This window comes from Acaryochloris thomasi RCC1774, from assembly GCF_003231495.1.
Classification (GTDB): domain Bacteria; phylum Cyanobacteriota; class Cyanobacteriia; order Thermosynechococcales; family Thermosynechococcaceae; genus RCC1774.
Window position 1 is genome coordinate 254,464 of record NZ_PQWO01000003.1, and the last position, 24,861, is coordinate 279,324.

The 24,861-nt window shown below is 51.0% G+C and carries 15 protein-coding genes; 8 read left to right on the plus strand and 7 right to left on the minus strand.

The window, feature by feature from the left end:
* Positions 1–166: 166 nt before the first annotated feature.
* Both lipB and pheT read left to right on the plus strand, forming a co-directional pair.
* Complete coding sequence (gene lipB / locus C1752_RS06795) at positions 167–874, plus strand: lipoyl(octanoyl) transferase LipB (RefSeq protein WP_110985296.1); 708 nt, start codon at positions 167–169, stop codon at positions 872–874.
* Between the two features lie 110 nt (positions 875–984).
* Positions 985–3,414 (plus strand): phenylalanine--tRNA ligase subunit beta, encoded by a 2,430-nt coding sequence (gene pheT / locus C1752_RS06800; protein ID WP_110985297.1) that lies wholly within the window; start codon positions 985–987, stop codon positions 3,412–3,414.
* On the opposite strand, the gene C1752_RS06805 is transcribed toward pheT, so the two are convergent.
* Positions 3,404–3,829, minus strand: a complete 426-nt coding sequence (locus C1752_RS06805) for a universal stress protein (RefSeq protein WP_110985463.1) — start codon at positions 3,827–3,829, stop codon at positions 3,404–3,406. The two genes, pheT and C1752_RS06805, sit on opposite strands and share 11 nt — an antisense overlap.
* 73 nt (positions 3,830–3,902) lie before the next feature.
* Positions 3,903–5,231 carry a histidinol dehydrogenase gene (gene hisD, locus C1752_RS06810; RefSeq protein ID WP_110985298.1) on the minus strand — a complete coding sequence of 443 codons (1,329 nt, stop codon included), beginning with the start codon at positions 5,229–5,231 and terminating at the stop codon, positions 3,903–3,905.
* 136 nt (positions 5,232–5,367) lie between these two features.
* Here hisD and rpsT point away from each other — a divergent pair, with 136 nt between their 5' ends.
* From rpsT to C1752_RS06835, 5 genes are all read left to right on the plus strand, one after another.
* Positions 5,368–5,664: a 30S ribosomal protein S20 gene (gene rpsT / locus C1752_RS06815; protein WP_110985299.1), complete on the plus strand. Its 297-nt coding sequence runs from the start codon at positions 5,368–5,370 to the stop codon at positions 5,662–5,664.
* A gap of 58 nt (positions 5,665–5,722) precedes the next feature.
* Positions 5,723–6,535: a TatD family hydrolase gene (locus C1752_RS06820; protein WP_110985300.1), complete on the plus strand. Its 813-nt coding sequence runs from the start codon at positions 5,723–5,725 to the stop codon at positions 6,533–6,535.
* A gap of 169 nt (positions 6,536–6,704) precedes the next feature.
* A complete protein-coding gene (rpoB, locus tag C1752_RS06825) occupies positions 6,705–10,007 on the plus strand; it encodes a DNA-directed RNA polymerase subunit beta (RefSeq protein ID WP_110985301.1) in 3,303 nt (1,100 codons plus the stop codon).
* Between the two features lie 60 nt (positions 10,008–10,067).
* Complete coding sequence (locus tag C1752_RS29665) at positions 10,068–11,942, plus strand: DNA-directed RNA polymerase subunit gamma (RefSeq protein WP_110985302.1); 1,875 nt, start codon at positions 10,068–10,070, stop codon at positions 11,940–11,942.
* Between the two features lie 16 nt (positions 11,943–11,958).
* Positions 11,959–15,942, plus strand: a complete 3,984-nt coding sequence (locus C1752_RS06835) for a DNA-directed RNA polymerase subunit beta' (RefSeq protein ID WP_110985303.1) — start codon at positions 11,959–11,961, stop codon at positions 15,940–15,942.
* A gap of 41 nt (positions 15,943–15,983) precedes the next feature.
* Here the strand turns inward: C1752_RS06835 and C1752_RS06840 are convergent, their stop codons facing one another.
* From C1752_RS06840 to C1752_RS06860, 5 genes are all read right to left on the minus strand, one after another.
* The gene (locus C1752_RS06840) at positions 15,984–17,054 is read right to left on the minus strand and encodes a thiamine phosphate synthase (RefSeq protein ID WP_110985304.1); all 1,071 of its coding nucleotides are present in this window, start codon (positions 17,052–17,054) and stop codon (positions 15,984–15,986) included.
* Between the two features lie 73 nt (positions 17,055–17,127).
* On the minus strand, positions 17,128–19,437 hold the full coding sequence (locus C1752_RS06845; protein WP_110985305.1) for a WD40 domain-containing protein: 2,310 nt from the start codon (positions 19,435–19,437) through the stop codon (positions 17,128–17,130).
* Positions 19,434–20,177 carry a PP2C family serine/threonine-protein phosphatase gene (locus C1752_RS06850; RefSeq protein WP_233501422.1) on the minus strand — a complete coding sequence of 248 codons (744 nt, stop codon included), beginning with the start codon at positions 20,175–20,177 and terminating at the stop codon, positions 19,434–19,436. Before C1752_RS06850 ends, C1752_RS06845 begins: the two co-directional genes overlap by 4 nt.
* A gap of 134 nt (positions 20,178–20,311) precedes the next feature.
* The gene (locus C1752_RS06855; protein WP_110985306.1) at positions 20,312–20,974 is read right to left on the minus strand and encodes a vWA domain-containing protein; all 663 of its coding nucleotides are present in this window, start codon (positions 20,972–20,974) and stop codon (positions 20,312–20,314) included.
* Positions 20,975–21,133: 159 nt separating this feature from the next.
* Positions 21,134–23,407, minus strand: a complete 2,274-nt coding sequence (locus C1752_RS06860; RefSeq protein ID WP_110985307.1) for a RelA/SpoT family protein — start codon at positions 23,405–23,407, stop codon at positions 21,134–21,136.
* 581 nt (positions 23,408–23,988) lie between these two features.
* Here C1752_RS06860 and C1752_RS06865 point away from each other — a divergent pair.
* Complete coding sequence (locus tag C1752_RS06865) at positions 23,989–24,846, plus strand: response regulator (RefSeq protein WP_110985308.1); 858 nt, start codon at positions 23,989–23,991, stop codon at positions 24,844–24,846.
* Positions 24,847–24,861 lie beyond the last annotated feature (15 nt).

The following is a 24,861-nucleotide window of genomic DNA, read 5'->3' on the forward strand; positions in this document are numbered from 1 at the left end:
CCAATGGTTAACAACACACTAACATTTTGATCTTCTGCTCTAGGAGCTGCTTTGGTAGGTCTTCAATATGCTTTGCATCCCGTGACGATTCTTAATTGTAATCATCATTTTTTGAGGATAATTGTCGTTGACGATACGCTATGCTCGCGCTAGGAATTTGAGGCCGATGGCAAACAATGAAGGTCTAGGCATGCAGGGAAGGGAATACCGTGTGGCGCGGCCTTGTTGGTTTTATGATCTGGGGCTGGTCCCCTTTCGGCAGGCTTGGGAATGGCAGAAGCAATTGGTTTGCGATCGCATCCCCCCATCCCAACTCCCCGACGCTTTTATCCTGCTAGAGCATCCCGCCGTCTACACCCTCGGGACGGGATCTAGCTCAGAATTCCTCAAGTTCGATCCCAAGCAAACACCCCACGAACTCCACCGGATCGAGCGAGGCGGAGAAGTAACCTATCACTGCCCTGGCCAAGTGGTCGGCTATCCGATTTTAAACCTCCGATTCTATCGCCAGGATCTGCACTGGTATCTGCGTCAGCTTGAAGAAATCCTGATCAAGACCCTGGCAGATTACGGCTTGCAAGGAGAACGTATTGAAGGTTTAACCGGTATTTGGATTGAAGGTCGAAAAGTGGGCGCGATCGGTATTAAGGTCAGCCGCTGGATCACGATGCACGGTTTTTCTCTCAACGTTTGCCCTGACCTATCGGGCTTTGAGCAGATTGTTCCCTGCGGCATCGCCAATCGGTCGGTCGGCAGTTTAGCTGAATTTGTCCCTAATATTTCTGCATTAGAGGTACGTCAGCATCTTACTGAAAACTTTGCAAAGCTGATGCAGGTGGAGCTGGTTGAAGCAGAAGCACCCCTTTGCCCATAGTGGAGTTGCATTGGGTCAGGCGCGTGCTTCAGAATAGAGCATGACTAAGCGGATTGGCAGCTCTACGTTAGCCCATCCGCTTCTATTGTGTTCACCCTACCCCCAGACCTATGCGGATCTCTCTCAACTGGCTCAAAACCCTAGTCCCCGTTACGCTCCCCCCTGAAGAACTAGGCGAGAAGCTAACGATGGTTGGGTTTGAAGTAGAAGATATTGAAGATCGCCGCACCTGGGCCGATGGCGTTGTCGTGGGTAAAGTCCTGACCTGCGAACCCCATCCCAATGCCGATAAGCTGCGGGTCTGCACCGTCGATATCGGAGCAGACGAGCCATCCCAGATTGTTTGTGGTGCCCCTAATGTCGCCGCAGGGCTTCACGTTCCCGTCGCCACAGTCGGGACTCGATTGCCCAGCATGGGTATCAAAATCAAGAAAGCAAAGCTTCGAGGTGTGCCTTCCCACGGCATGATTTGCTCTCTAACGGAGCTGGGTCTAGAAACTGATATAGACGGTATTCATAGCTTTTGTTCTGATGTAAATGCAGGAGATGACGTCCGTCCCCTGCTCGGACTCGACGATGTAATTCTTGACCTGACCTCCACCGCCAACCGTGCGGATGCTCTAAGCATGGTGGGGGTCGCCCGGGAGGTCTCAGCTCTCACTGGGGCAGAAGTCACACTGCCCGAGATCCCGGACGTAAAAATTCCGCAGGGGAAAAAAGAAGTTGAGGTGAGCATTGCCGCCCCTGAGACTTGCTCCGCCTACATGGCCACAATCGTTAAAAATGTCACTGTTGGACCTTCTCCCGACTGGCTGAAGCAGCGATTACTAGCGGCGGGGACTCGCCCCATTAATAACGTAGTGGATATCACAAACTATATTTTGCTGGAGTGGGGACAGCCCCTTCATGCCTTTGATGCTGAAGCTTTACCCCAGAAAAAGGGCCTCTCGCTGGGAGTCAGGTTTGCTAAGGAAGGAGAAGAGCTAAAAACCCTGGATGGGGAGATGCGATCGCAAACCCCCACTAGCCTCATGATTACCGCCGCCGATCAGCCCATAGCCCTCGCCGGAATCATGGGTGGTGAAGAGAGTGAAGTCAAAAACACCACCAATACAATTGTCCTAGAAGCAGCCCTCTTTGACGCCCTCACCGTGCGCCGATCTGCGCGTCCCCACAGCCTCCGTACCGAAGCCTCGGCCCGCTATGAGCGGGGCGTCAATGAAACCCAGCTCGATATCGCCTGTAACCATGCCCTCAAGTTGCTGACTGAGTTAGCCGGTGGACAGGTGACCGCCCAGGCCATTGCCGATCACCGCACCCCCATTCAGCGTTCCATTGAGCTGCGCTTAGATCGCGTCAATCAAATCCTCGGCCCTGTCAAAGGCTCTGACGGACAGCCCACGTTGCTTAAAGCCAGTGAAGTGACCGAAATTTTAGAGGCGCTGGGGTTCTCCTCAACCGTCACCGATCAAATCTGGACTGTTGCCGTACCGCCCCACCGTTACCGAGACATTGAGCGTGAGATTGATCTGATTGAAGAGATTGCTCGCCTCTATGGCTACGATCGTTTTTGTGAGACGCTACCGGCAAAAACAGAGCCAGGTTTTTTGCCCCCTGAAGAGAAATTCACGCAGAAACTGCGTCAGGTGATGCGCGGCGCAGGCTTAACAGAGCTGCTTCACTATTCTTGGGTGAGGCCAAATGAGTCTAAGAATGAAGCGCTTGACGGCATTACCGTGGTCAACCCCCTACTTGTCGAGTTCTCGGCGCTCCGATCGGAGTTACTCACAGGGCTGCTCAATGCTTTCTCTTATAATCTAGAGCAAGGTAACGGTCCACTGAACGGCTTTGAACTAGGCCGCGTGTTCTGGAAAGAGGGCGAAGCACTGCGAGAAGCCAACGCCATTGCCGGAATTCTAGGTGGCGACCCCGCCCAAGGCAAATGGATTAGAGGCAAGGATCGTGACCGTCCCCTCTCTTGGTTTGGAGCCAAAGGCTGCCTAGAGCGAATCTTTGAACAAATGGGCCTCGCGATTGAGTTCCGGGCTGATCCAGGGGATCACCGTCTGCATCCAGGGCGTACGGCTTCGCTATGGCTCAATGACAGCGCCTGTGGCCGCTTTGGACAACTGCATCCGCAGCTCTGCCAAGAGCGCGATTTACCGGAAGCCACCTACGTCTTTGAACTGCATCAGGATGTGCTGCTCCAGACTGATGCCGATGCAGCAGCAGCCTTTGCCACCTATTCAACCTACCCTGCTGTTGATCGAGACTTGGCCTTCTTCATTACCACAGAGACACCTGTGCAAAAGATTGAGCAGGTGATCTGGAAAGCTGCTAAAAGCGGGCAGCTCCTAGACTCAGTGGAGCTATTTGATGAATATCGAGGTGATTCAGTCCCCGAGGGGCAAAGAAGCTTGGCGTTTCGCCTAATCTACCGGGCTGAGGATCGCACCCTCACCGAAGAAGACGTCACCCCGATCCATGAGCAGGTCCGCAAGGCGCTTGCCGATCAGCTCAACGCTAGCCTTAGGAGTTAGGCTTAACCACCATCACCGAGCAGTGGGCTTCACTCACCACTTGACTGCTGACAGATCCCTTGAGAATTCGGTTGACCCCCGTTAATCCTCGGGTGCCAATGACGATCAGTTGAGCTTTGTGGATATTTGCTAATCTGACGATTTCCTCGGCGGGATCACCGGCCACGATCTCTAGCTCTGTCTGACAGGAGAGCTCTTCTTGGCGTGTTTTAAGTCGCTGCTCTATTTGACGGTAGAGGCCCTGTGGATCGTTCGAAGGGCGATCTGCGGGCTGATCGAGCATGGACTCAGAGGACGGCATTACATGGGTCAAAATGACCTGATCAGAGGGCTGCAGCTTGATTTGAGTCACTGCCTGCATAATTTGCTCTGACAATTCAGGGTTATCCAGGGCTACCAAGATGGTCTGGAACACGCGAAATCTCCTTTGCAGAGCAATAGAAAGCGATTGGCTGTCACTTCTATCATCTGAGTCTAAGCGAAGGGCGTCAATTGCTCTCCCCAATTGCATCGGAATCTAATGGGTTGTGCGTTCTTAAACGCACGGAGTCTCCATGGGAAGGTAGGCCTTCAGCCTGGGTTAGCAGGTCAATGTCACCGGCAATTTTATGCAGGGCCTCAGGGGAGTATTGAATGAGACTGGAATGTTTCATAAATGTCTCTACACCTAAAGCCGAGGCGTAGCGTGCGGCCCCAGAGGTGGGTAGGGTATGGTTGGGGCCTGCTAGGTAATCACCCACGGCTTCGGGGGTGTGATTACCCAAAAAGATGGCGCCAGCATGGCGAATAGATTCCAGAAGATCCCAGGGTTCAGCAACCTCTAGCTCTAAATGCTCAGGTGCGAATTGGTTAGAGAGCTGGGCAGCAGTCTCTAGATCTTCGACCACGATCGCAATACCGTAGTGGGCGATCGCTTTTTCTGTCAGCGTCCGTCGCGTGTGGTTTTCAAGCTGTTCTTTAACCTCCAGTACTACTTTGTTGGCGAGGGCAGCATCGGTGGTGATTAAAATCGCCGCCGCCATTGGATCATGTTCAGCTTGCGCCAGTAGATCTGCCGCGACGTAGGTCGGATTGGCGGTGTGATCGGCAATAATCAGCACCTCTGAAGGACCGGCTAGGGAGTCAATGCCAACGGTGCCGTAAACCAGCTTCTTGGCTAGAGTGACGTAGATATTCCCCGGCCCAGAAATAACATCAACTTGAGGGATTGTTTCGGTGCCGTAGGCTAGGGCCGCAATCGCTTGGGCACCGCCAACGCGGTAAATTTCTTGAATTCCGGCTTCTTGAGCTGCCACTAATACGGCTGCATTCATCTGCTTGTCTGGTCCAGGTGGCGTGACCATGACGCACCGCTTAACGCCAGCGACGAGCGCAGGCACCGCATTCATTAAGACTGTGCTGGGATAAGAAGCCCGACCGCCGGGAACGTAAAGGCCGGCTCTGTCTACAGGGGTGTATCGCTTCCCGAGAACGACGTCGTCTTCGGCAAATTGAACCCAGCTAGTGGGTTTGCGCTGTTGATGGAAGGCTTCGATTTTTTGATGGGCGAGTCGAATGGCGTCCAGCAATCCCTTCGAGATTTGCTGGTAGGCTGCATCTAGCTCGGCTCCGCTCACGCGCAGCTCGTCCACCGTTAATGTCTGTTTATCAAATTCAGACGTGTAGCGGAGCAGGGCGTGATCGCCCTGACGCTTAACGGTTTGCAATACTTCGCGAACCGTGGCTTCTTTATGGATAACCTGATCGTCGTGGGTGCGATCGCAAATACGCTGGAGTTCTGTTTGGGCCTCAGCCTGCTGGGTGATAATGCGCAGCATGGATTAGGAATGCCGGTGAACGTGTTTCCTTAGCTTAGCGCGGATTTTAGAATGGGACTATCGAATCTGGCAACAGGTGTTAAGATACTTATTTGCGTACTTTCGTACCTGAACACTTACCCGCCGGAAAGCAACTGTGGCCAATATTAAGTCTGCATCAAAGCGCATCAAAATTGCGGAACGTAACCGCCTTGAGAACAAAGCCTACAAATCCGCTATCAAAACCTTGTCCAAGCGCTTTTTAGAGGCGCTTGACGAATATGGCACCAAGCCCAGTACAGAGCAAATGACGACCGTAGAAACGAAGCTATCTGCCGCCTTCAGTAAAATTGACAAGGCTGTCAAGCGAGGCGTCCTACATCGCAATACTGGAGCACGGAAAAAAGCCCGTCTGGCACGAGCTCTAGCTCAACATACGGCAGCAGCTTCGTAAAGAATGCTTGGCGCTATATGTCGGCGCACTGCTTTAGAATGCTTTGTTTGCGAACTCAATGCACCTGATTGACACTCACGTTCATCTAAATTTTGAAGCCTTTCAGCCTGATCTCAATGAGATTGCTCAGCGCTGGCGAGAATGCGGGATCGTTCGCTTGGTCCACTCCTGTGTGACGCCTTCCGAATTCCATGCAATTCAGGCTTTAGCCCAGCGGTTTCCTGAGTTGTACTTTGCCGTTGGGCTGCACCCAATGGATATGGAGCAGTGGACAACTGATACGGCTAATCGCATTCGTGCGCTGGCCCAGTCAGATTCAAAGGTCGTTGCCATTGGGGAGACCGGGCTAGATTTGTTCAAGGCTCAAGATCAGGCAGAACAGGAGCTCAGTTTGTGGGCTCACCTGCAAATTGCAAAAGACTTGGGATTGCCCGTGATTCTTCACTGTCGTGACGCAGCCCAGCCGATGGCGGATCTACTGCGCCGGTTTTGGGCGCAGCAGGGTCCGGTTACCGGCGTGATGCACTGCTGGAGCGGTACACCAGAAGAAACTCAGATGTTCTTGGACCTCGGCTTCTACGTTAGTTTTAGCGGTATTGTGACGTTCAAAAATGCCGCGCAGGTACATGCGTCAGCGCAGATGGTGAGTTGCGATCGCATCCTAATCGAAACCGACTGTCCCTTCTTGACGCCTGAGCCCAAACGCAAGCAGCGCCGCAACGAACCCGCAAACGTTTACCACGTTGCTGAAAAAGTAGCGAAGTTGAGAAACGTTTCCCTCGAAACCTTGGCCTCCGAAACGACTGCCAACGCCTGCCGCCTCTTTCAGCTTCCAGTACCCACCGAGTCCGCAACCTTAATTCACACCTAGAGTGGCCAACTATCCGACCTAACTAAGCTTTTTGTTCATAGCGCTATCAGATTTATGGTCCTCATATTCCGATAAGACACAAACTTTATATTTCGACAGACCCAGCCAAGTACAATTGCCTAGAGCCATAGACTAGATATCTACTGGGCGCGACCTCTAGAGGAGACGCATGACTACTACCCTCAACTACACTCAACCCGCTTTCACCCTGCCTGACCTCGTCGAGATTCAGCGAGAAAGTTTTCGCTCGTTTCTCAAAGAAGGCCTGATCGAAGAGTTAGCTAGCTTCTCGCCCATCACTGACTATACTGGCAAAATTGAACTGCACTTTCTCGCTAATAAGTATCGTCTCAAGCGTCCAAAATATGACGTGGATGAGGCCAAGCGTCGGGACAGTACCTATGGTGTACAGATGTACGTGCCGACCCGTCTAATCAATAAAGAAACGGGGGAAATTAAAGAGCAGGAGGTCTTCATTGGCGATTTGCCATTAATGACAGATCGTGGGACCTTCATCATCAATGGTGCCGAGCGCGTCATCGTTAATCAAATTGTCAGAAGTCCTGGCGTTTACTACAAGTCTGAGATCGACAAAAACGGTCGTCGCACCTATAACGCTAGCCTCATTCCTAACCGGGGCGCGTGGTTAAAATTTGAAACTGATAAGAACGATCTTGTTTGGGTTCGCATTGATAAAACCCGTAAGCTCTCAGCCCAGGTTCTTCTCAAGGCCTTGGGGCTCAGCGATGGCGAAATTTTCGATCGTCTCCGCCACCCTGAATATTATCAAAAGACCATTGATAAAGAAGGTCAATTTGGTGAAGAAGAAGCTCTCTTAGAGCTATATCGAAAGTTGCGTCCCGGTGAACCACCAACCGTTTCAGGTGGCCAACAGCTCCTAGACTCTCGATTCTTTGATCCCAAGCGTTACGACCTCGGTCGCGTCGGTCGTTACAAGCTCAACAAAAAGTTGCGCCTCAATGTCCCTGAGCCAACTCGGGTTCTAACGCCAGAAGACATTCTGTCAGCCATTGACTATCTGATTAACCTTGAATTTGATATTGGCAGTGTAGACGACATTGACCACCTCGGTAATCGTCGCGTTCGCTCTGTGGGAGAACTACTGCAGAACCAAGTTCGGGTCGGCCTCAACCGCCTAGAGCGAATTATCAAAGAACGGATGACTGTCTCCGACGTTGAGACATTGACACCCGCATCTTTGGTGAATCCTAAGCCTCTTGTGGCCGCGATCAAAGAATTCTTCGGGTCTAGTCAACTGTCTCAGTTCATGGATCAAACCAATCCATTGGCAGAGCTAACTCACAAACGACGACTCAGTGCCCTCGGTCCCGGCGGTCTGACTCGCGAACGGGCTGGCTTCGCCGTTCGAGATATTCACCCCAGTCACTACGGTCGTATCTGCCCGATTGAGACTCCAGAAGGACCAAACGCAGGGCTGATTGGCTCCCTCGCCACCCATGCCCGCGTTAATCCCTACGGATTCATCGAGACCCCCTTCTATCCGGTAGAAAATGGGCGGATTCTCAAAGACCAGTCCCAGTATATGACCGCAGACGAAGAGGATGACCTACAGGTTGCTCCTGGAGACATTACCGTAGACGAAAACGGATACATTCAGGGTGAGATCGTTCCCGTTCGCTTTCGCCAAGACTTTACGGAAACCTCTCCCACAGAAGTAGATTACGTGGCGGTTTCCCCTGTTCAGATCATCTCAGTAGCCACATCGCTGATTCCTTTTCTGGAACACGATGACGCCAACCGCGCCTTAATGGGGTCAAACATGCAGCGTCAGGCTGTCCCTCTCCTGCGCCCCGAGCGTCCGCTAGTGGGGACAGGCTTAGAAGCGCAGGCCGCCCGAGATTCAGGGATGGTGATTATCAGTAGAGCTGATGGTGTCGTCACCTATGTTTCTGCCAAACTGATCCGTATTCAGGATGATGAAGGGCAAGAGACCTCCTACATACTGCAGAAATATCAGCGGTCCAATCAAGATACCTGCTTGAATCAGCGCCCCATTGTATTTACGGGCGACCGCGTTCGCGTCGGTCAAATTATTGCTGATGGTTCCGCTACCGAAGGGGGAGAACTCGCCCTTGGCCAAAACATCACCGTCGCCTATATGCCCTGGGAAGGTTACAACTACGAGGATGCAATCCTTGTCAGTGAACGCCTCGTCCGTGATGACATTTACACCTCGATTCACATTGAAAAATTTGAAATTGAGGCTCGTCAGACCAAGCTGGGTCCAGAGGAAATCACCCGCGAAATCCCTAACGTCGGTGAAGACTCCCTGCGTCAGCTTGATGAGAACGGCATCATTCGCACTGGAGCCTGGGTCGAAGCCGGAGATATTCTGGTGGGTAAGGTCACCCCCAAAGGTGAATCAGACCAGCCCCCTGAAGAAAAGCTACTGCGTGCCATCTTCGGTGAAAAAGCCCGAGATGTTCGCGATAACTCCCTTCGAGTCCCCAACGGAGAAAAAGGTCGTGTCGTTGATGTACGTGTCTTTACTCGCGAGCAAGGCGATGAACTTCCACCGGGAGCAAATATGGTTGTCCGCGTTTATGTTGCCCAGAAACGTAAAATTCAAGTGGGCGATAAAATGGCCGGTCGCCACGGGAATAAAGGAATTATTTCTCGCATCCTGCCCGTCGAAGATATGCCTTACTTAGCTGATGGTTCCCCCGTTGATCTGGTCCTCAATCCATTGGGTGTCCCTTCTCGGATGAATGTCGGACAGGTCTTTGAGTGCCTTCTAGGCTGGGCCGGCGAGAATCTCAGCATGCGTTTCAAGATGATTCCCTTTGATGAAATGCATGGTGAAGAAGCCTCGCGCATGACTGTTCATGGCAAATTAGCAGAGGCACGAGAGACTACAGGGAAAGACTGGTTATTTAATCCTGACCAGCCAGGCAAGCTTAAGGTCTTTGACGGTCGTACCGGAGAAGCTTTTGACCAGCCAGTGACTGTAGGCAAAGCCTATATGTTGAAACTGGTTCACCTCGTGGATGACAAGATTCATGCTCGCTCCACTGGCCCCTACTCTCTCGTCACGCAGCAGCCTTTGGGCGGTAAAGCTCAGCAAGGCGGACAGCGATTTGGAGAGATGGAGGTGTGGGCACTTGAAGCCTTTGGAGCCGCCTATACTCTGCAAGAACTGTTAACCGTCAAGTCAGACGATATGCAGGGCCGTAATGAAGCCTTGAATGCGATCGTTAAAGGCCAAGCGATTCCTCGACCGGGCACGCCTGAGTCCTTCAAGGTATTGATGCGAGAACTACAATCTCTCTGTCTCGATATTGCCGTACACAAGTTAGACACTGATGACGACGGCGTTAGCCGCGATTCAGAAGTTGATCTGATGGCTGATGTCAGTAATCGCCGCACGCCTTCACGCCCCACTTACGAGTCCTTTTCCCGAGTTGAAGAAGGAGAATCCTCCGGCGTTTAAGCAACACCACATTGACTAACCTAAAGTACCAGCAAGAACAAGAAAAGGAAGCTTGAAGCAATGCCAAAGCTAGAACAGCGGTTTGACTATGTAAAAATCGGTCTGGCTTCTCCAGAGCGGATTCGCCAGTGGGGAGAGCGGGCCTTACCCAACGGTCAAGTTGTCGGAGAGGTTACCAAGCCAGAAACAATCAACTATCGAACTCTCAAGCCAGAGATGGACGGGCTTTTTTGTGAACGCATTTTTGGTCCCGCGAAGGACTGGGAATGCCACTGCGGCAAATACAAGCGCGTCCGCCACCGAGGTATTGTCTGCGAACGCTGTGGCGTTGAAGTCACAGAATCGCGGGTGAGACGGCACCGAATGGGTTATATCAAATTAGCCGCCCCAGTCACGCATGTCTGGTACCTCAAAGGTATTCCTAGCTACATGGCAACGTTGCTGGATATGCCGCTGAGAGACGTAGAGCAGATTGTTTATTTCAATGCCTACGTCGTTCTCAATGCAGGCAACTCCGACACGCTGACCTACAAGCAACTACTAACTGAAGATCAGTGGATTGAGATTGAAGATCAGATATACAGTGAAGACTCTGAACTTTCTGGCATTGAAGTCGGGATTGGTGCGGAAGCCATTCAACAGCTACTTCAGGATATCAATTTAGAATCAGAGGCCGAACAACTCCGCGAAGACATCACCAACTCAAAAGGGCAGAAGCGCGCCAAGCTGATCAAGCGGCTGCGGGTTATTGACAATTTTGTGGGAACAGGCGCTCAGCCTGATTGGATGGTCCTCAGCGTCATTCCGGTGATTCCGCCTGACTTGAGACCTATGGTGCAGCTAGATGGTGGCCGATTTGCTACCTCTGACCTCAATGATCTGTATCGACGAGTCATTAACCGCAACAATCGTCTAGCACGGCTCCAAGAAATCCTCGCTCCTGAGATTATTGTTCGTAATGAAAAGCGAATGCTGCAGGAGGCGGTGGATGCTCTGATCGATAATGGCCGTCGTGGTCGCACCGTTGTGGGTGCAAACAACAGACCCCTGAAGTCGCTGTCAGACATTATCGAAGGTAAGCAAGGGCGCTTCCGACAGAATCTATTGGGTAAGCGGGTTGATTACTCTGGACGTTCCGTCATTGTGGTGGGGCCTAAGCTGAAGATCCACCAGTGCGGTCTCCCCAAGGAAATGGCAATTGAGCTTTTTCAGCCTTTCGTTATTCATCGATTGATTCGTCAGGGCTTGGTCAACAATATCAAGGCTGCTAAGCGCTTGATCCAGCGGAATGATCCGGTCATTTGGGATGTTCTAGAAGAAGTGATTGAAGGCCACCCGGTTATGCTGAACCGGGCACCCACTCTTCACCGCCTCGGGATTCAAGCCTTCGAGCCACTCCTAGTCGATGGTCGAGCTATTCAGCTCCACCCCCTTGTCTGTCCAGCTTTCAACGCTGACTTCGACGGAGATCAGATGGCGGTTCATGTTCCACTATCCATCGAGTCTCAATCAGAGGCTCGGCTGCTGATGTTGGCGTCTAACAATATCTTGTCTCCAGCAACGGGGCGTCCCATCGTTACCCCTAGTCAAGACATGGTACTGGGTTGCTACTACCTCACTGCTGAAAATCCTGATCAGCAAAAGGGAGCTGGGAAGTATTACGCCAGTCTTGACGATGCAATTATGGCCTATGAACAGCGACAAGTTGATCTCCATGCCTATGTATGGGTTCGGTTCGACGGACCCGTCGATGATAGTGATGATGATGCCGAACCCAACGTTGACAACGGCGACGATGGCAGTGTCACGTACACCTACCCATCTCGACGTGTACGAAAGGATGCTGAGGGAGAACTCCTATCGCAATATATCCGCACAACCCCTGGTCGCATGATTTACAACAAGACCATTCAAGATTCCCTGTTGGCTAGTTAAGGTAGAGGCGCACATTATGGCAGAACAAGCATCTCAAATACAGCGAGAGAAACTTTCTCCCGTATTTACAAACAAAGTTGTCAACAAGGGTGGCTTGAAGCGACTAGTTCACTGGTCGTTTACGCACTATGGCACAGCTCGCACAGCCGAAATGGCCGATCATCTCAAAGATTTAGGCTTCCGTTTTGCGACCCGTGCGGGTGTTTCCATCAGTGTTGATGATCTTCAGGTTCCTGAGAGTAAGAAAAAGCTACTAGAGACAGCTGAAGAAGAAATTCGGACTACAGAAGATCGCTATACGCGTGGTGAGATCACTGAAGTTGAACGGTTCCAGAAGGTCATTGATACTTGGAATGGGACTAGCGAAGAACTTAAAGACGAAGTTGTTCGTAATTTCAAGTCGAATAATCCACTGAACTCGGTTTATATGATGGCTTTCTCCGGTGCACGGGGAAATCTATCTCAGGTGCGCCAACTCGTCGGTATGCGAGGGCTAATGGCGGATCCTCAGGGTGAAATTATTGCACTGCCGATTAAAACTAATTTCCGAGAAGGCCTGACGGTTACTGAGTATATTATTTCATCCTATGGTGCCCGTAAGGGTCTTGTAGACACGGCCCTGAGAACGGCAGACTCTGGGTATCTGACCCGTCGTTTAGTAGACGTTTCTCAGGATGTGATTATTCGGGAAGCTGACTGCGGTACCCAACGAGGTGTCTCAGTCAAAAGTATGACGGATGGTGAGCGGGTTCTCATTCCTCTGCAGGATCGCCTGCTGGGGCGTGTGGTACTAGAGGAGGTCCTGCATCCTGAAACGAAGGAAGTCATTGTTGAAAAGAACGGAGCCATCTCTGAGGCAACGGCGAGAAAGATTGGTGCAGCAAACGTAGAAGAGGTGATTGTACGGTCGCCTTTGACTTGTGAAGCCGCTCGCTCGGTTTGTCAGTGCTGCTATGGCTGGAGCCTTGCCCATGCTCACTTAGTAGACGTTGGTGAAGCAGTCGGGATTATCGCTGCCCAATCCATTGGTGAACCAGGCACACAGCTCACCATGCGCACCTTCCATACGGGTGGTGTATTTACGGCAGAAGTTGCTAGCCAGATTCGAGCGCCCTTTGATGGTGTGATCAAATATCCAAAGCAGATGCGGAGTCGGCCCTATCGGACGCGTCATGGTGAAGACGCATTGACGGCTGAGACCAGTACAAAACTTACCATTGAAAGCGGTAGCAAGAAAAAGACCTTTGATATTACGCAGGGATCAACCCTACTCTTCCAAGATGGTCAGTCGGTAAAGGCTGGCAAGATGTTGGCAGAAGTCGCCATCACGGGCCGCAATATCCAGAAAACGACGGAGAAAGCGACAAAAGACGTCACCTCTGACCTCGCAGGACAGGCGAAGTTCTTTAATCTCGTGCCTGAAGAGAAGCATGACCGTCAGGGCAATACTACGCGCATTGCACCTCGAGGTGGGCTGATCTGGGTATTGTCTGGCGAGGTTTACAATCTTCCGCCTGGGGCTGAACCAACGGTAAAAAATAATGATCGCATCGCTGAGAGTGATGTCTTGGCTGAAACTAAGCTAATGACTGAGCACGGTGGTGTCGTACGTTTACCTGAGCAGACAGAGGGCAAGGGTGGCCGAGAAGTTGAGATGATTACGGCCTCTGTGGTTTTAGACCATGCTCAAGTGATTTTAGATGCCCATCAGGGGCGAGAGCAGTACATTATTGAAGCTAGCAATAAGCAGAACTTTCTGCTGCGAGCCACACCGGGTTCTAAGGTTATCAACCATCAAGTCGTCGCTGAGCTGATTGACGATCAGTACCGTACGAATACCGGTGGCATTATCAAGTATGCCGGTGTAGAAGTTGCCAAGCGTAGCGGTAAAGCAAAGCAAGGCTACGAAGTAACCAAGGGTGGTACGCTTCTCTGGGTTCCCGAAGAAGCTCACGAAGTCAATAAAGATATCTCGTTACTATTAGTTGAAGATGGCCAGTATGTCGAAGCTGGCTCTGAAGTTGTCAAAGATATCTTCTGTCAGAGCAGTGGCGTGGTTGAAGTTACCCAGAAAAACGACATCCTGCGCGAGGTTCTGATCAAGCCAGGCGATCTGCATTTGATTGATGACCCAGATGCGCTGAAGAGCAAGCATGAGACCATCGCTAATCCTGGTGATACGGTCATGAAGGGACTGACTGTTGATGAGTTGCGGTATATCGAATGCGTCGTCACCCCAGAAGGTGATGCGGTGCTGCTGCGTCCTGTGGTTGAGTTTACGGTTCCTGATGAGCCAGGGATCCCGTCTCAGACTTCTATTAATGAGGCTGGTCGCTCCATTCAGCTGCAATCCCTGCAGCGACTGCAGTATAAAGATGGCGAACGCGTTAAGTCTGTGGGCGGCGTCGATTTGTTGAAGACGCAGTTGGTGCTTGACATCGATGCTGATGCACCGCAGCTAGCAGCAGATATTGAGGTAACGCCAGATGAAAAGGATCCAGAGATTTCACGGCTGCAGCTAGTGATTTTGGAAACGCTGGTAATCCGCCGTGATATCGCAGCCGATCAAACTCAGGGTAGTACTCATACACGGCTTTTGGTTGAAGATGGCCAACATATTAAACCTGGCGCTGTTGTTGCTCGCACCGAGATTAAGGCCAAGCAAAGTGGGGAGGTCCAAGGAATTCGTGGTGATGGAGAGGCCATTCGTCGCTTGCTCTTGATCACAGAGGCTGACCAAGTTGTGCTTGAGCTAGCCGGTCAGTCTGCTTCTGTTAAAGAAGGTGATTTACTCCGCGAAGGTGATGAAGTTGCCTCTGGACTGTCGGTATCAGAATCCTGTCAAGTGATGGAGATTCAGCAAAATCAAGTCATTTTGCGCATTGCTCGTCCCTACCTCGTGTCACCAGGCGCAGTTCTACAGATTGATGATGGTGACTTGGTACAGCGGGGCGATAATTTGGCGCTCCTTGTCTTTGAGCGGACCAAAACGGGTGATATTATTCAGGGCCTACCGCGCATTGAAGAACTTCTAGAAGCTCGTAAACCCAAGGAAATGTGCATTTTATGCCAGCGTCCAGGGACGGGACAGGTTGTCTACAACGATGATGACAGTATCGAGATCAAAGTTGTTGAAGGAGACGGTACAATCACGGACTATCCCATTGGTCCAGGACAAAACCCCTTTATTAACGACGGGCAATCTGTTGAGGCTGGCGAGCCGATTACGGATGGTCCCATTAACCCCCACGATATTCTGGAAATTCATTTCCGTCTTCATAAGGAATCTAAGGGAACCTATGAGTCTGCTTTAATCAGCCTTCAGAAGGTGCAAACGTTCTTGGTTAATGGAGTACAGTCTGTTTATCAGTCTCAGGGAATCGATATCTCTGACAAGCATATTGAGGTAGTTGTTCGACAGATGACCTCCAAAGTGCGGATTGATGATGGCGGTGATACGACAATGTTGCCAGGTGAATTGATCGACCTCTACCAGGTTGAGCAGGTCAACGAGGCGATGTCTATTACGGGGGGGGCACCTGCAGACTATACTCCAGTACTTTTGGGTATCACAAAGGCCTCGTTGAATACGGATAGCTTCATCTCGGCAGCGAGTTTCCAGGAAACAACGCGTGTCTTGACGGAGGCTGCGATTCAGGGCAAATCTGACTGGCTACGCAGTCTCAAAGAGAACGTCATTATTGGTCGGTTGATCCCTGCAGGAACTGGTTTCAACACCTATGAAGAGAGTTTGGAGTTAGAGCCTGTCTATGATGGCTCTGCCTTTGCTGGCGAGACTGATGTGATTGACGACCAAACGGCTCGCAACTATGGCCTAGACAAGGCGATTGATCCAAAGGGAGGTGATGGGCTGGTGTCGAATGCTTCCTCTGTAGGCGAGCGTCCTCGATCTGTGATGGGGTTAGATGCCGCTGATGACTATGCGCTCATTGATGATCAGGTGGCCGAGCAGCTAACGTCTGAGAAACCAAAGGAGTAGGCGTACCGCTCCCTCAGGTATACGACATCTAGAGCGCAGGCCTATTGGCTGCGCTCTAGATTATGACCCGGAAACTTCTTAAGAAGTCTCTGGGTTATTTCTGTCGGATTTGGATCCTGCATAATTGCTCGCACCACTGCTGCTTTTTCTGCTCCAGCAGCTAGTACCTCGGTTAAGTTCTGTTCGTCAATGCCGCCGATTGCATACCAGGGCATTGGGGAATTTTGAGAGACATATTGAATGTAATCTAGCCCGACGGGTGCTTTACCCACTTTGGTTGGTGTGGCAAAAATCGGACCTACGCCAATGTAATCAGCTTTTTCTTTAATGGCTCGCTCCATTTCGTCAACGTTTGTTGTCGACCGACCAACAACTTTTTCGGGACCGAGAATTTGGCGAGCGAGGGCCATTGGAACATCTTGTTGACCCAGGTGGACACCATCGGCGTTAACGGCCAGCGCAATATCAACACGATCGTTGACGATAAAGAGCGCATCATGCTGATGGCAGAGCTGACAAAGCTGATGGGCGGTGTGCAAGCGTTCGCTGTCAGATGAGTCTTTGTCCCGATGCTGTACTAACTTCAAGCCGCCCTTCAAGGCTGCTTTTACTGTTGCAACTAAGGTTTCACTAGGGGAAGTCACAAGATATAGGTCAGGTAGAGTGTATGGATCTCGTAGAAGCCTGCTTCTCAAAGATGAATGGTGTGTAGCTCGAGACAATTGGCTTTCGAGGGTGTAAATTTGATATCGCATCTGCTTGCAAATGTCTGCCATTGCGGGTTCGCAAAGCTTGCTGTATTCTTCCAGCACCCTTAGTGATTCTTGAGTACGGGCGAGATTGGCTTGTAGAACAGCGTCAGGACTGGCCCGAGACTGCTCTTGAATGTGGGTTAGCTGTGTGCCTGGATCGTGGAGAGTATCGCGAGCCTGCCGGAAAATTGGCCGGTGTAACTGGGCTAATTCATGACGCAGATGCTTGCACTGGTCTGCTAGCTCAAGGTCCCGCAGACTAAAGCGACACCACTCTTCGATGACGCGGATTCCCTCACGGGCACGATCAAGGTTCGCATCCAAGATACGGTAGATGGCAGAATTATGCGGCTTCTCCATTGTTTTAGAGATTGGGGTGGACAGGTAAAAATTAGTTTCTTCTGCAGTACTTGTTTACAAAGTCGACATAAAATCAAGGTTTTCCGAGGGTTTGTAGCAGTTGTCCCGTCATTAGTTGCCAAACCCGGATGGTATTGTCTTCGCTACCGCTGACGACAATCGCGCCGTCGGGACTAACGCTCAACGCCGAAATTTCACCGCTGTGTCCTTTGAGGGTCTGGACTAACTGAGCATCCTGTAAGCGCCAAAGCTTGATCAGGCTGTCGCTGCTACCGCTGGCCAAGACTGCGTTATTTGTGCTGAGCGCTAACGCAGAAATGGCTTGGCCATGTCCAGGCAAGGCTCTGATCAGCTGACCTGTTTGCATGTTCCAAAGATGGATGGCGCCTCCTAAACCTCCGCTGGCCAACTGACGACCATTCTGGCCAACGGCTAGGGCACTTGTAAACTGCATTGTCTTGATCGCATCCCAGTCATTCACATTGGGAAAGCTGCGTCGAAACTGTCCCGTTGGGATGTCCCACAGCTTGATTTGGCCATCACTGGTACTGCTAATTAAGGTCTGGGCATCAGGGGTAACGGTAATGGCTTGGGAGGTTGATACTGAACCTGGCTCAATTTGCCGAACTTCATTGGTTCGTAAGTCTCGGAGCAAAATGGTACCGTCCCAGGCTACGGAGGCTAGGATTGTTCCACTGCTATCCAACGTTTTGCCGACGGTCTGCCCTCCAGCTTCCTGTAAATTTAAGCGATTACGAGGCTCCCCTGTTGCGAAATCCCACAGCAAAACTTTGCCGCTGGCGCTGCGACTGACCAGTATTTTCCCCCGATCGGCAAACTGGACGGAGGTAACGGGTTCATAGTGACCAGATAAGGTACGTAGTAGCTTCCCGGTCTGCAGATTCCAAATTTTGATCATAAAATCTTGGCTACCGCTGACTAGAAATCGACTGTCAGGGCTGATTGCAAGGGTCGAGACCCGATCTCCATGGCCTCGTTGACTTGTTGAGGCTCTTATAGATTCAGGCTTCGGTATTTTGGAACCGGGAAGTGTAGTGGATAACCATTCAAAGGAGCGGGTCAGCTGTTGGTCAAAGGAGCGCTCTAAAGATTGAGGGATGCTCCCGCGTAGATCGGGCAACAATAAAATTGCGAGGCCCGCTAAGCTAGACAGACAAAGAAAACTGCCCACCACTGCTTTCGAAGGAGTCGGCAAGCGGATCAGGGCCGACCGATGCCTAGTGGAAGGGGATGGCAGGCTGCTAGAGGAGTGACGCTTGTTTGAGGTAGACCGTCTGAGAGAAGTTGGTTTTCTAGGGGAGGCGGTTCCGCGAGGCTTGGGGGCCGGGCGAACTTTTGGCTTGGGTTTTGGACTGAAGATATCAATGTTGAGCTTGGATTTGCGATCGCACCAATAGCACCGACCATAGCTGAGGCTATAAAGATGATTGGTCTCTATTTTGCAGGTCATCAGATCCTTGCGAGCCAGCCTTAACGCCCTCACCCAATCAGCTGCAGTAGGTCGATTCTGGGGTTGCCGATGTCCCTTGGAGAAGCAACGGTGAAAGCAATCCTGCAGTTCAGGATGCACGATGGATAAAGCAATGGTGTGGGGGCCGGGCTGAATCAGGCTGTCTTTTCCAAAGGGCCAGTATCCGGCCTTAATTAACTCTGATGGCTGCGGTGACTCTCCTTTACCCACCCAGCGACCCTTGAACGGTTGGTCGCCAAACAACAGTAAATAGATGATGACTGCTAATCGAAAGCGGTCGTGGATCTCTGTTTGATCAACCGTTGCCAGATCTTGACCGAGAAGCTCTGCTGGCGTGAAGCCTTCAGAGCCAACAAGGCATCGATAGAGCTCACGCGTGTGGGGGTCACGTACCTGAAAGGAATCAGCATCAATGACAGAAACCAGAGCCTGATTATTGACCAAGATATTCTGAGGTTTGACGTCACCGACGACGTAATCTTCTTGGTGCAGCGACTGCATCGCCAGCGCAATATTCAACGCGGCGGTGTGCAGATAGTACCAGTTGAAGCGAGGAGCTTTCCGACTGCGCAGCTTCGCATTGTAGATCGTTGAAAGCTTAACGCTGCTGTCCACCTCCGGCATTAGAAAACCTAGGCATTGCCCCTGAGAGTCCTGCAGCAAATCGTGGGGCCATGCAAAGGTAATATGCCCGTGTTCCGTCATCGGATCGCGAGGGGGGTGGGCTACCATCACCTGCAGCTTTTTCACCCTTTCAGGGGTCGCTGTATGGTACAGCTTTGCCAGGTATCCTTTAAGACTAGTCTGCCAGACCGTTCCTTCACCGCTATTGGCAATTTGATCCGTCAACTGGACGGACTGACCTGCAATCATGCGCAGCAGAACCGTCATTGACCCTGCTCACAAAGGCACATCAGCAGCGTTTTATCATCATCGGTTTTAGCGTTGAGACGGTCAGAATTGAGGAACGTCTCTAGATATACCTGTCGCTCTGCCGGATCATCCATTGTCTGCAAACAGGACATAAACGGCGCAAAGAAGGGAGGATGCGGTTGCCAATCATGGAAGCGAATGGCAACCTTCTCTAAGCCATCGGTGGCGGCACATACGAGGGGCTGTTCCCCGGACTTGACCGCAACCTGCATAGCATCTAAGGCATGCTCTGAAGTCACAAAGACTGTTTCATTGATATACTCTCCTTTCTCTGGCTGAAAAAGAAGCTGATACGGCTCCGTTTCTGACATTTTTGCCACAATGAAGCCATCTCCTATCTGCATCGCAGCAATCCAGGTGGGGGTGGCGATAAAGGTTAACAGCGTACAGCCTAGATCTCGCAGGGCGTAGCCACCAGCCTGGGCTTCTTGATCAAGGGCCAACACCGCCGCATCTAATGCACTTTCAAAAATGGCCTGCGCTTGCGTCTCAATGACCTCTCGCTCTAAAGAAGATTGGCTAGAGAGCCATCTTTCTAGATTTGAGAGTACTGTTTTAACGGCAAGTTGAGACCCAATATCTGAATATTTGGCGCTGCCCGCTCCGTCAGCAACTGCACCAATGATGCTGTGCTCGCAGGTCACAAAGTCACCATAGTCCTGGCAGGGAACGCCCCGCTGTAGATGCCGGGTCCCCATCGCTGAATGAACAGTCGCTCTCCAGACCACAGCCACTCCTTTGCACGGTTTAATCGTTGTGATGCTTAGGTCACCCCAGGGATACCACAAGCTAAGAACTACAGATATTCTCTCGGTTATTGGGCTACAGGTTATTAAGTTGCAATCTGTCCCCAGCCAACAGGCGGCAGCGCCACCATATCGCCGCCAACGGTGCTGCTGGAAACGCGAACCATCGAGTCACTTAACCAGAGGAACATGGACCGAAAGTCTAGACCGTTTAGCATCAGAGGCGGTCGCTCTGCAGGGGCGATTTGGCTAAGCGTGTAGATATCCGCGCCCTGGACGCCGACAGCAAAAAATGACATCTTACGTTGGGCTTCAGCTTCTCGAATACGCTGGGCGGCCTGTTGCCAGGGTGAGGTTGGGTTGGGTGCTCCATCGGTAATTAGAAACACCCAAGGTCGATAGTATTGAATCCCATTAGTACGATAGGTTTGCTTACGATCTTCAAGGAGATCGAGGGCGTAGGTCAACGCTTCTCCCATAGGCGTTAATCCCTGGGCGACTAAGGTCGGTGGGACAAAGTGGTCAATGGTAACGAAGTCCTGGACCAGTTCCACGGGGCCAAAGCTGACGATCGCAACATCCACTCTCAGGGCGGCCTGCTCATCTTGGAGAATTGCATCTTGAAATGCTTCTAGGCCCGTATTGAGAGCGGCCATAGGCGCACCCTGCATTGAACTAGAGGTATCTACCAATAAAATTACAGGGCACCGATTCTCGGGATTTTCAACAAATTCCGGTTGTCCTACCATTATTTCCTCGTTGTGAAGGCCAAAGCGCTGCCTCGGCCCATCATAGACGCCGACTAAACCTCCTTGTAGGTTATCCTATATCGTCTTTGACCGGCAACAATTGGCTGAGTCGAGACCAAAAAAGGCTAATAAAGACCGTTTTGGCGCGAACGGATGCAATTATTCTTGCGGTTCTTGCCGCTGGCACTCTTCAAGCTGACTGACGCGGCGCAGCTTCAGAATATCGCTCATTTGTCGAATGCGGGCGCTGATTTGGTCCAGCTGGTTGCAGTGTTCAATATCTAGCCCCAGTGTAATCAAGGCGGTTTGTCCTGGAAAGGTTTTAACTTGTGCTTTATGAACGTTGACTTTGTTGTCCGTTAGGCGAGTCAAAATATCCTTGAGGACGCCAACGCGATCGATCACCTCAATCTGCAGCTCGATGGGATAGGTGGGTTGGCGTTTACTCTGTGGCTTTGGGGTGTTCCAACTTACGGGAATAACGCGATCTCCGGGAATATTCTCGACATTGGAACACCCCTGACGGTGAATCGAGATTCCCCGATTACTCAAGGTAATTACACCAATAATCGACTCGCCAGGAATTGGATGGCAGCAGCCAGCGATGTGATAGACCAAGCCTTCGACGCCCAGGATTGGAGAATCACTGGTTTTCTCGGGGCGTTGGGCTGCAGTGCTGGAGACGAGGTTGATATCTTTAGCTTCTGTGGCCAGGTCATGGCCGTTTTTCGCCTGCTCGTCTCGATTGGTCTCTCGAATGCGATTGACGACTAGGTTGAGCGTGATCTCGCCATACCCTAGCCCTGCTAGCAGATCTTCTGGGGTCGAGTAGTTACAGCGCTGGGCAACCGCCTGCATCGGTTCAGATTTAAGTAGGGCGTCAAACCCTTTTTTGCCCAGCTCTTTCTCTAACATGCTGCGACCCCGGTCGATGTTCTCATCCCGGTGCGATCGCTTGTACCATTGCCGAATGCGATTGCGGGCAGAGGTAGAGGTGGCAAAGTTGAGCCAGTCCAGGCTGGGATGGGCGCTTTTTTGGGTCATGACTTCGACGATGTCGCCGTTGGTGAGGGCGGTATCGAGGGTAACCATCCGACCATTAACGCGCGCCCCGCAGCAGTGATTGCCGACTTCGGTATGAATGCGATAGGCAAAGTCAACGGGGGTCGCGCCACGCCCCAGTGCAACTAGATCTCCCTTGGGAGTGAAGATGTAGACTTCGCTGTCGAAGAGATCTTCCTTGACGTTATCGAGGAATTCTTGGGCGTCTTTGAGGTCACTCTGCCATTCTAAAAGCTGCCGCAGCCAGGTGAATTTTTCATCGGCAGCGTTCCATTGCCCGCCGCGAGAATTACCGGATTCTTTGTATTTCCAGTGGGCGGCAATTCCCAGCTCGGCAATGTGGTGCATTTCTTGGGTACGGATTTGTACTTCTACGGGGCGTCCCCCTAGGCCAATGACGACAGTATGGAGGGATTGATAGCGGTTGGGCTTGGGGAGGCCAATATAGTCTTTGAAGCGTCCAGGAATCGGTCGGAAGCAGTCATGGACGATGGCTAGGGCGCGATAGCATTCGTCGTGGGTGCTGACGATTACTCGGACGGCGGCGACGTCGAAAATTTGATGGAAACCCTTTTGCTGCCGCTCCATTTTTTGATGGATGCTGTACAGATGTTTGGGGCGACCCGTAATCTCTAAATGACTGAGGTTGAGGGAGCTGAAACGGCTCTGGAGGGTTGCGATCGCATCTTCAATCTGCGCCTCTCGATCCGCTCTCTTTTCTGCGATCAGCGTCTGCATCTCTCGATAGTCTTCAGACTCTAGATACTTGAAAGCCAGATCTTCGAGTTCCCATTTAAAGCGCCAAATCCCTAGGCGATTCGCCAGGGGAGCAAAAACATCTCTCGTCTCTTGGGCAATGCGGCGCTGCTTGGCCAGAGGTAAATGCTCCAAGGTGCGCATATTGTGGAGGCGGTCCGCTAGCTTAACCACAATCACTCGAATATCTTGGGCCATCGCCAAAAACATGCGGCGAAAATTTTCAGCTTCCCGCTCCGTCTTCGTCGAGAAATTGAACTTTGAGATTTTGGTCACCCCTTCTACTAGGTGCCGCACCTCAGCCCCGAAATCTTCCTCGAGCTGCTCTAGCGTAATGTCAGTATCTTCAACAACATCATGCAAGAAGCCCGCTGCGATCATCGAACCGCTCCCCCCCAGCTCCCGCAATAGACCCGCCACCGCCACCGGATGAGCAATGTAAGGCTCCCCAGATGCTCGGCGCTGCCCCTCATGAAGCTGATAACCGAATTGAAAAGCCTGGCAGATCAGTTGTGCGTCTGATGGACTCTTTCCAGCCTCTCCATCAACCTCAATCATGCAGCTTTGCAACCAGTCAGGGAGTTGAAGATCAGAAGGGATGGTTGCCAGGTTCATGTGTTGAGCAGATTATTGAAGGATCAAGAAACAGAGGTAAATAGACGGTCCCTGGATAGCATCTATCGCTAGATAACGCTCAAGGATCCCACTCACTTTCTCTATTCTATGTAATATTCTCTCAATGTATGGTGACAGATGATCAAAAATTCTGCTTTGAACACAAACTGCGAATTGCCTGCATCCGTAAAAATCGAGAGGGTCTAAGGCTCATGGTGTAAGCAGAGCCTCACAATCTAAGAGCTTAGGCTATTGAAAACAACTTTATTAGTTATGGATGCAGAAGTAGCGTCCATCCGTGTTCAACTATCTGAAATGTCGAGTCACCAGCCAATGCAGCAGAACCAGCTTTTAGAAAAAAGCAAGCTGGAATAACACCTGATCAAATCCAGATTTTTACTCTCTAAAGAAAAAAATATACTGTATTAGACTTAATCGGTAGAATATCTTTAAATAAAATCAAAAGTTAATTGCGATGCGATAGATAAGAATACCTAAAAAAAACAACAAATGGTAAATCTTGATATGCTTCTCTTTCAGTTTATCTGAGATAGAAATGTCAGCTCATCCAGGCTTTTGCCATGACTACGGCCCCCATTATGGAACCCATCAAGCTATTAATCATTGAGGATGACACTGGTGACCTCGAGCTACTGGAAGCGTACCTTGAGCCAATGGAATCGGAAGTCATTGAAGTTGTTGTCTGTCAATGGCTTCGGGATGCGAAACAACAGTTAGAATCGCAACGTTTTGACCTAATTCTCTTGGATTTATCCCTACCAGATAGTAGAGGATTAGACACCTTTAGAAAAATTCAGGGTTTTGCGCCTACAGTACCCGTTGTGATTCTCAGTGGCCTCAGTGATCAAGATCTATCATTGCAGGCTGTCCGCTTAGGTGCTCAAGACTATTTAACAAAAGACCAGGTCAATAGCCAGATTCTGTTGCGATCTATTCATTACGCCGTTGAGCGGCACAGGCTCCTATTACAGGCTGGCCAAACGGAGCGGCAAACCCAGAATGAACGTGACCTATATCTGCTGGAATCTTTACCCACCCAGCAAAGCACTGTTACTGCGATGTTGTATAACTCAGCCTCGCTCAAAGCCAGTTTCCCTGATGAGTTTCAGCAAATGGTTCAGCAGTATGGCCGATTGATGGATCTAGCCTTAGAAAAGCGTATGTTTCAGCTCGGTAGCTCGCTTTCTGACCAGCTTCAGGCTGTGGCAGAAAACCTTGCTTTTTATCAAGTTGGCCCCCGCGACGTGATTGAAATTCATACCGCTGCCGTTCAAACGAAGACCGCTGATTCGCCTTCCGAGAAAACAACCGCCTATCTGGAAGAATCTCGTTTTCTAGTGCTAGAGCTGATGGGATATTTGGTCGCTTACTACCGTCGCTATTGTGTTAGAGTCAATCAGCCCAAAATAAAGCCATAAATTATTATCCCGAGT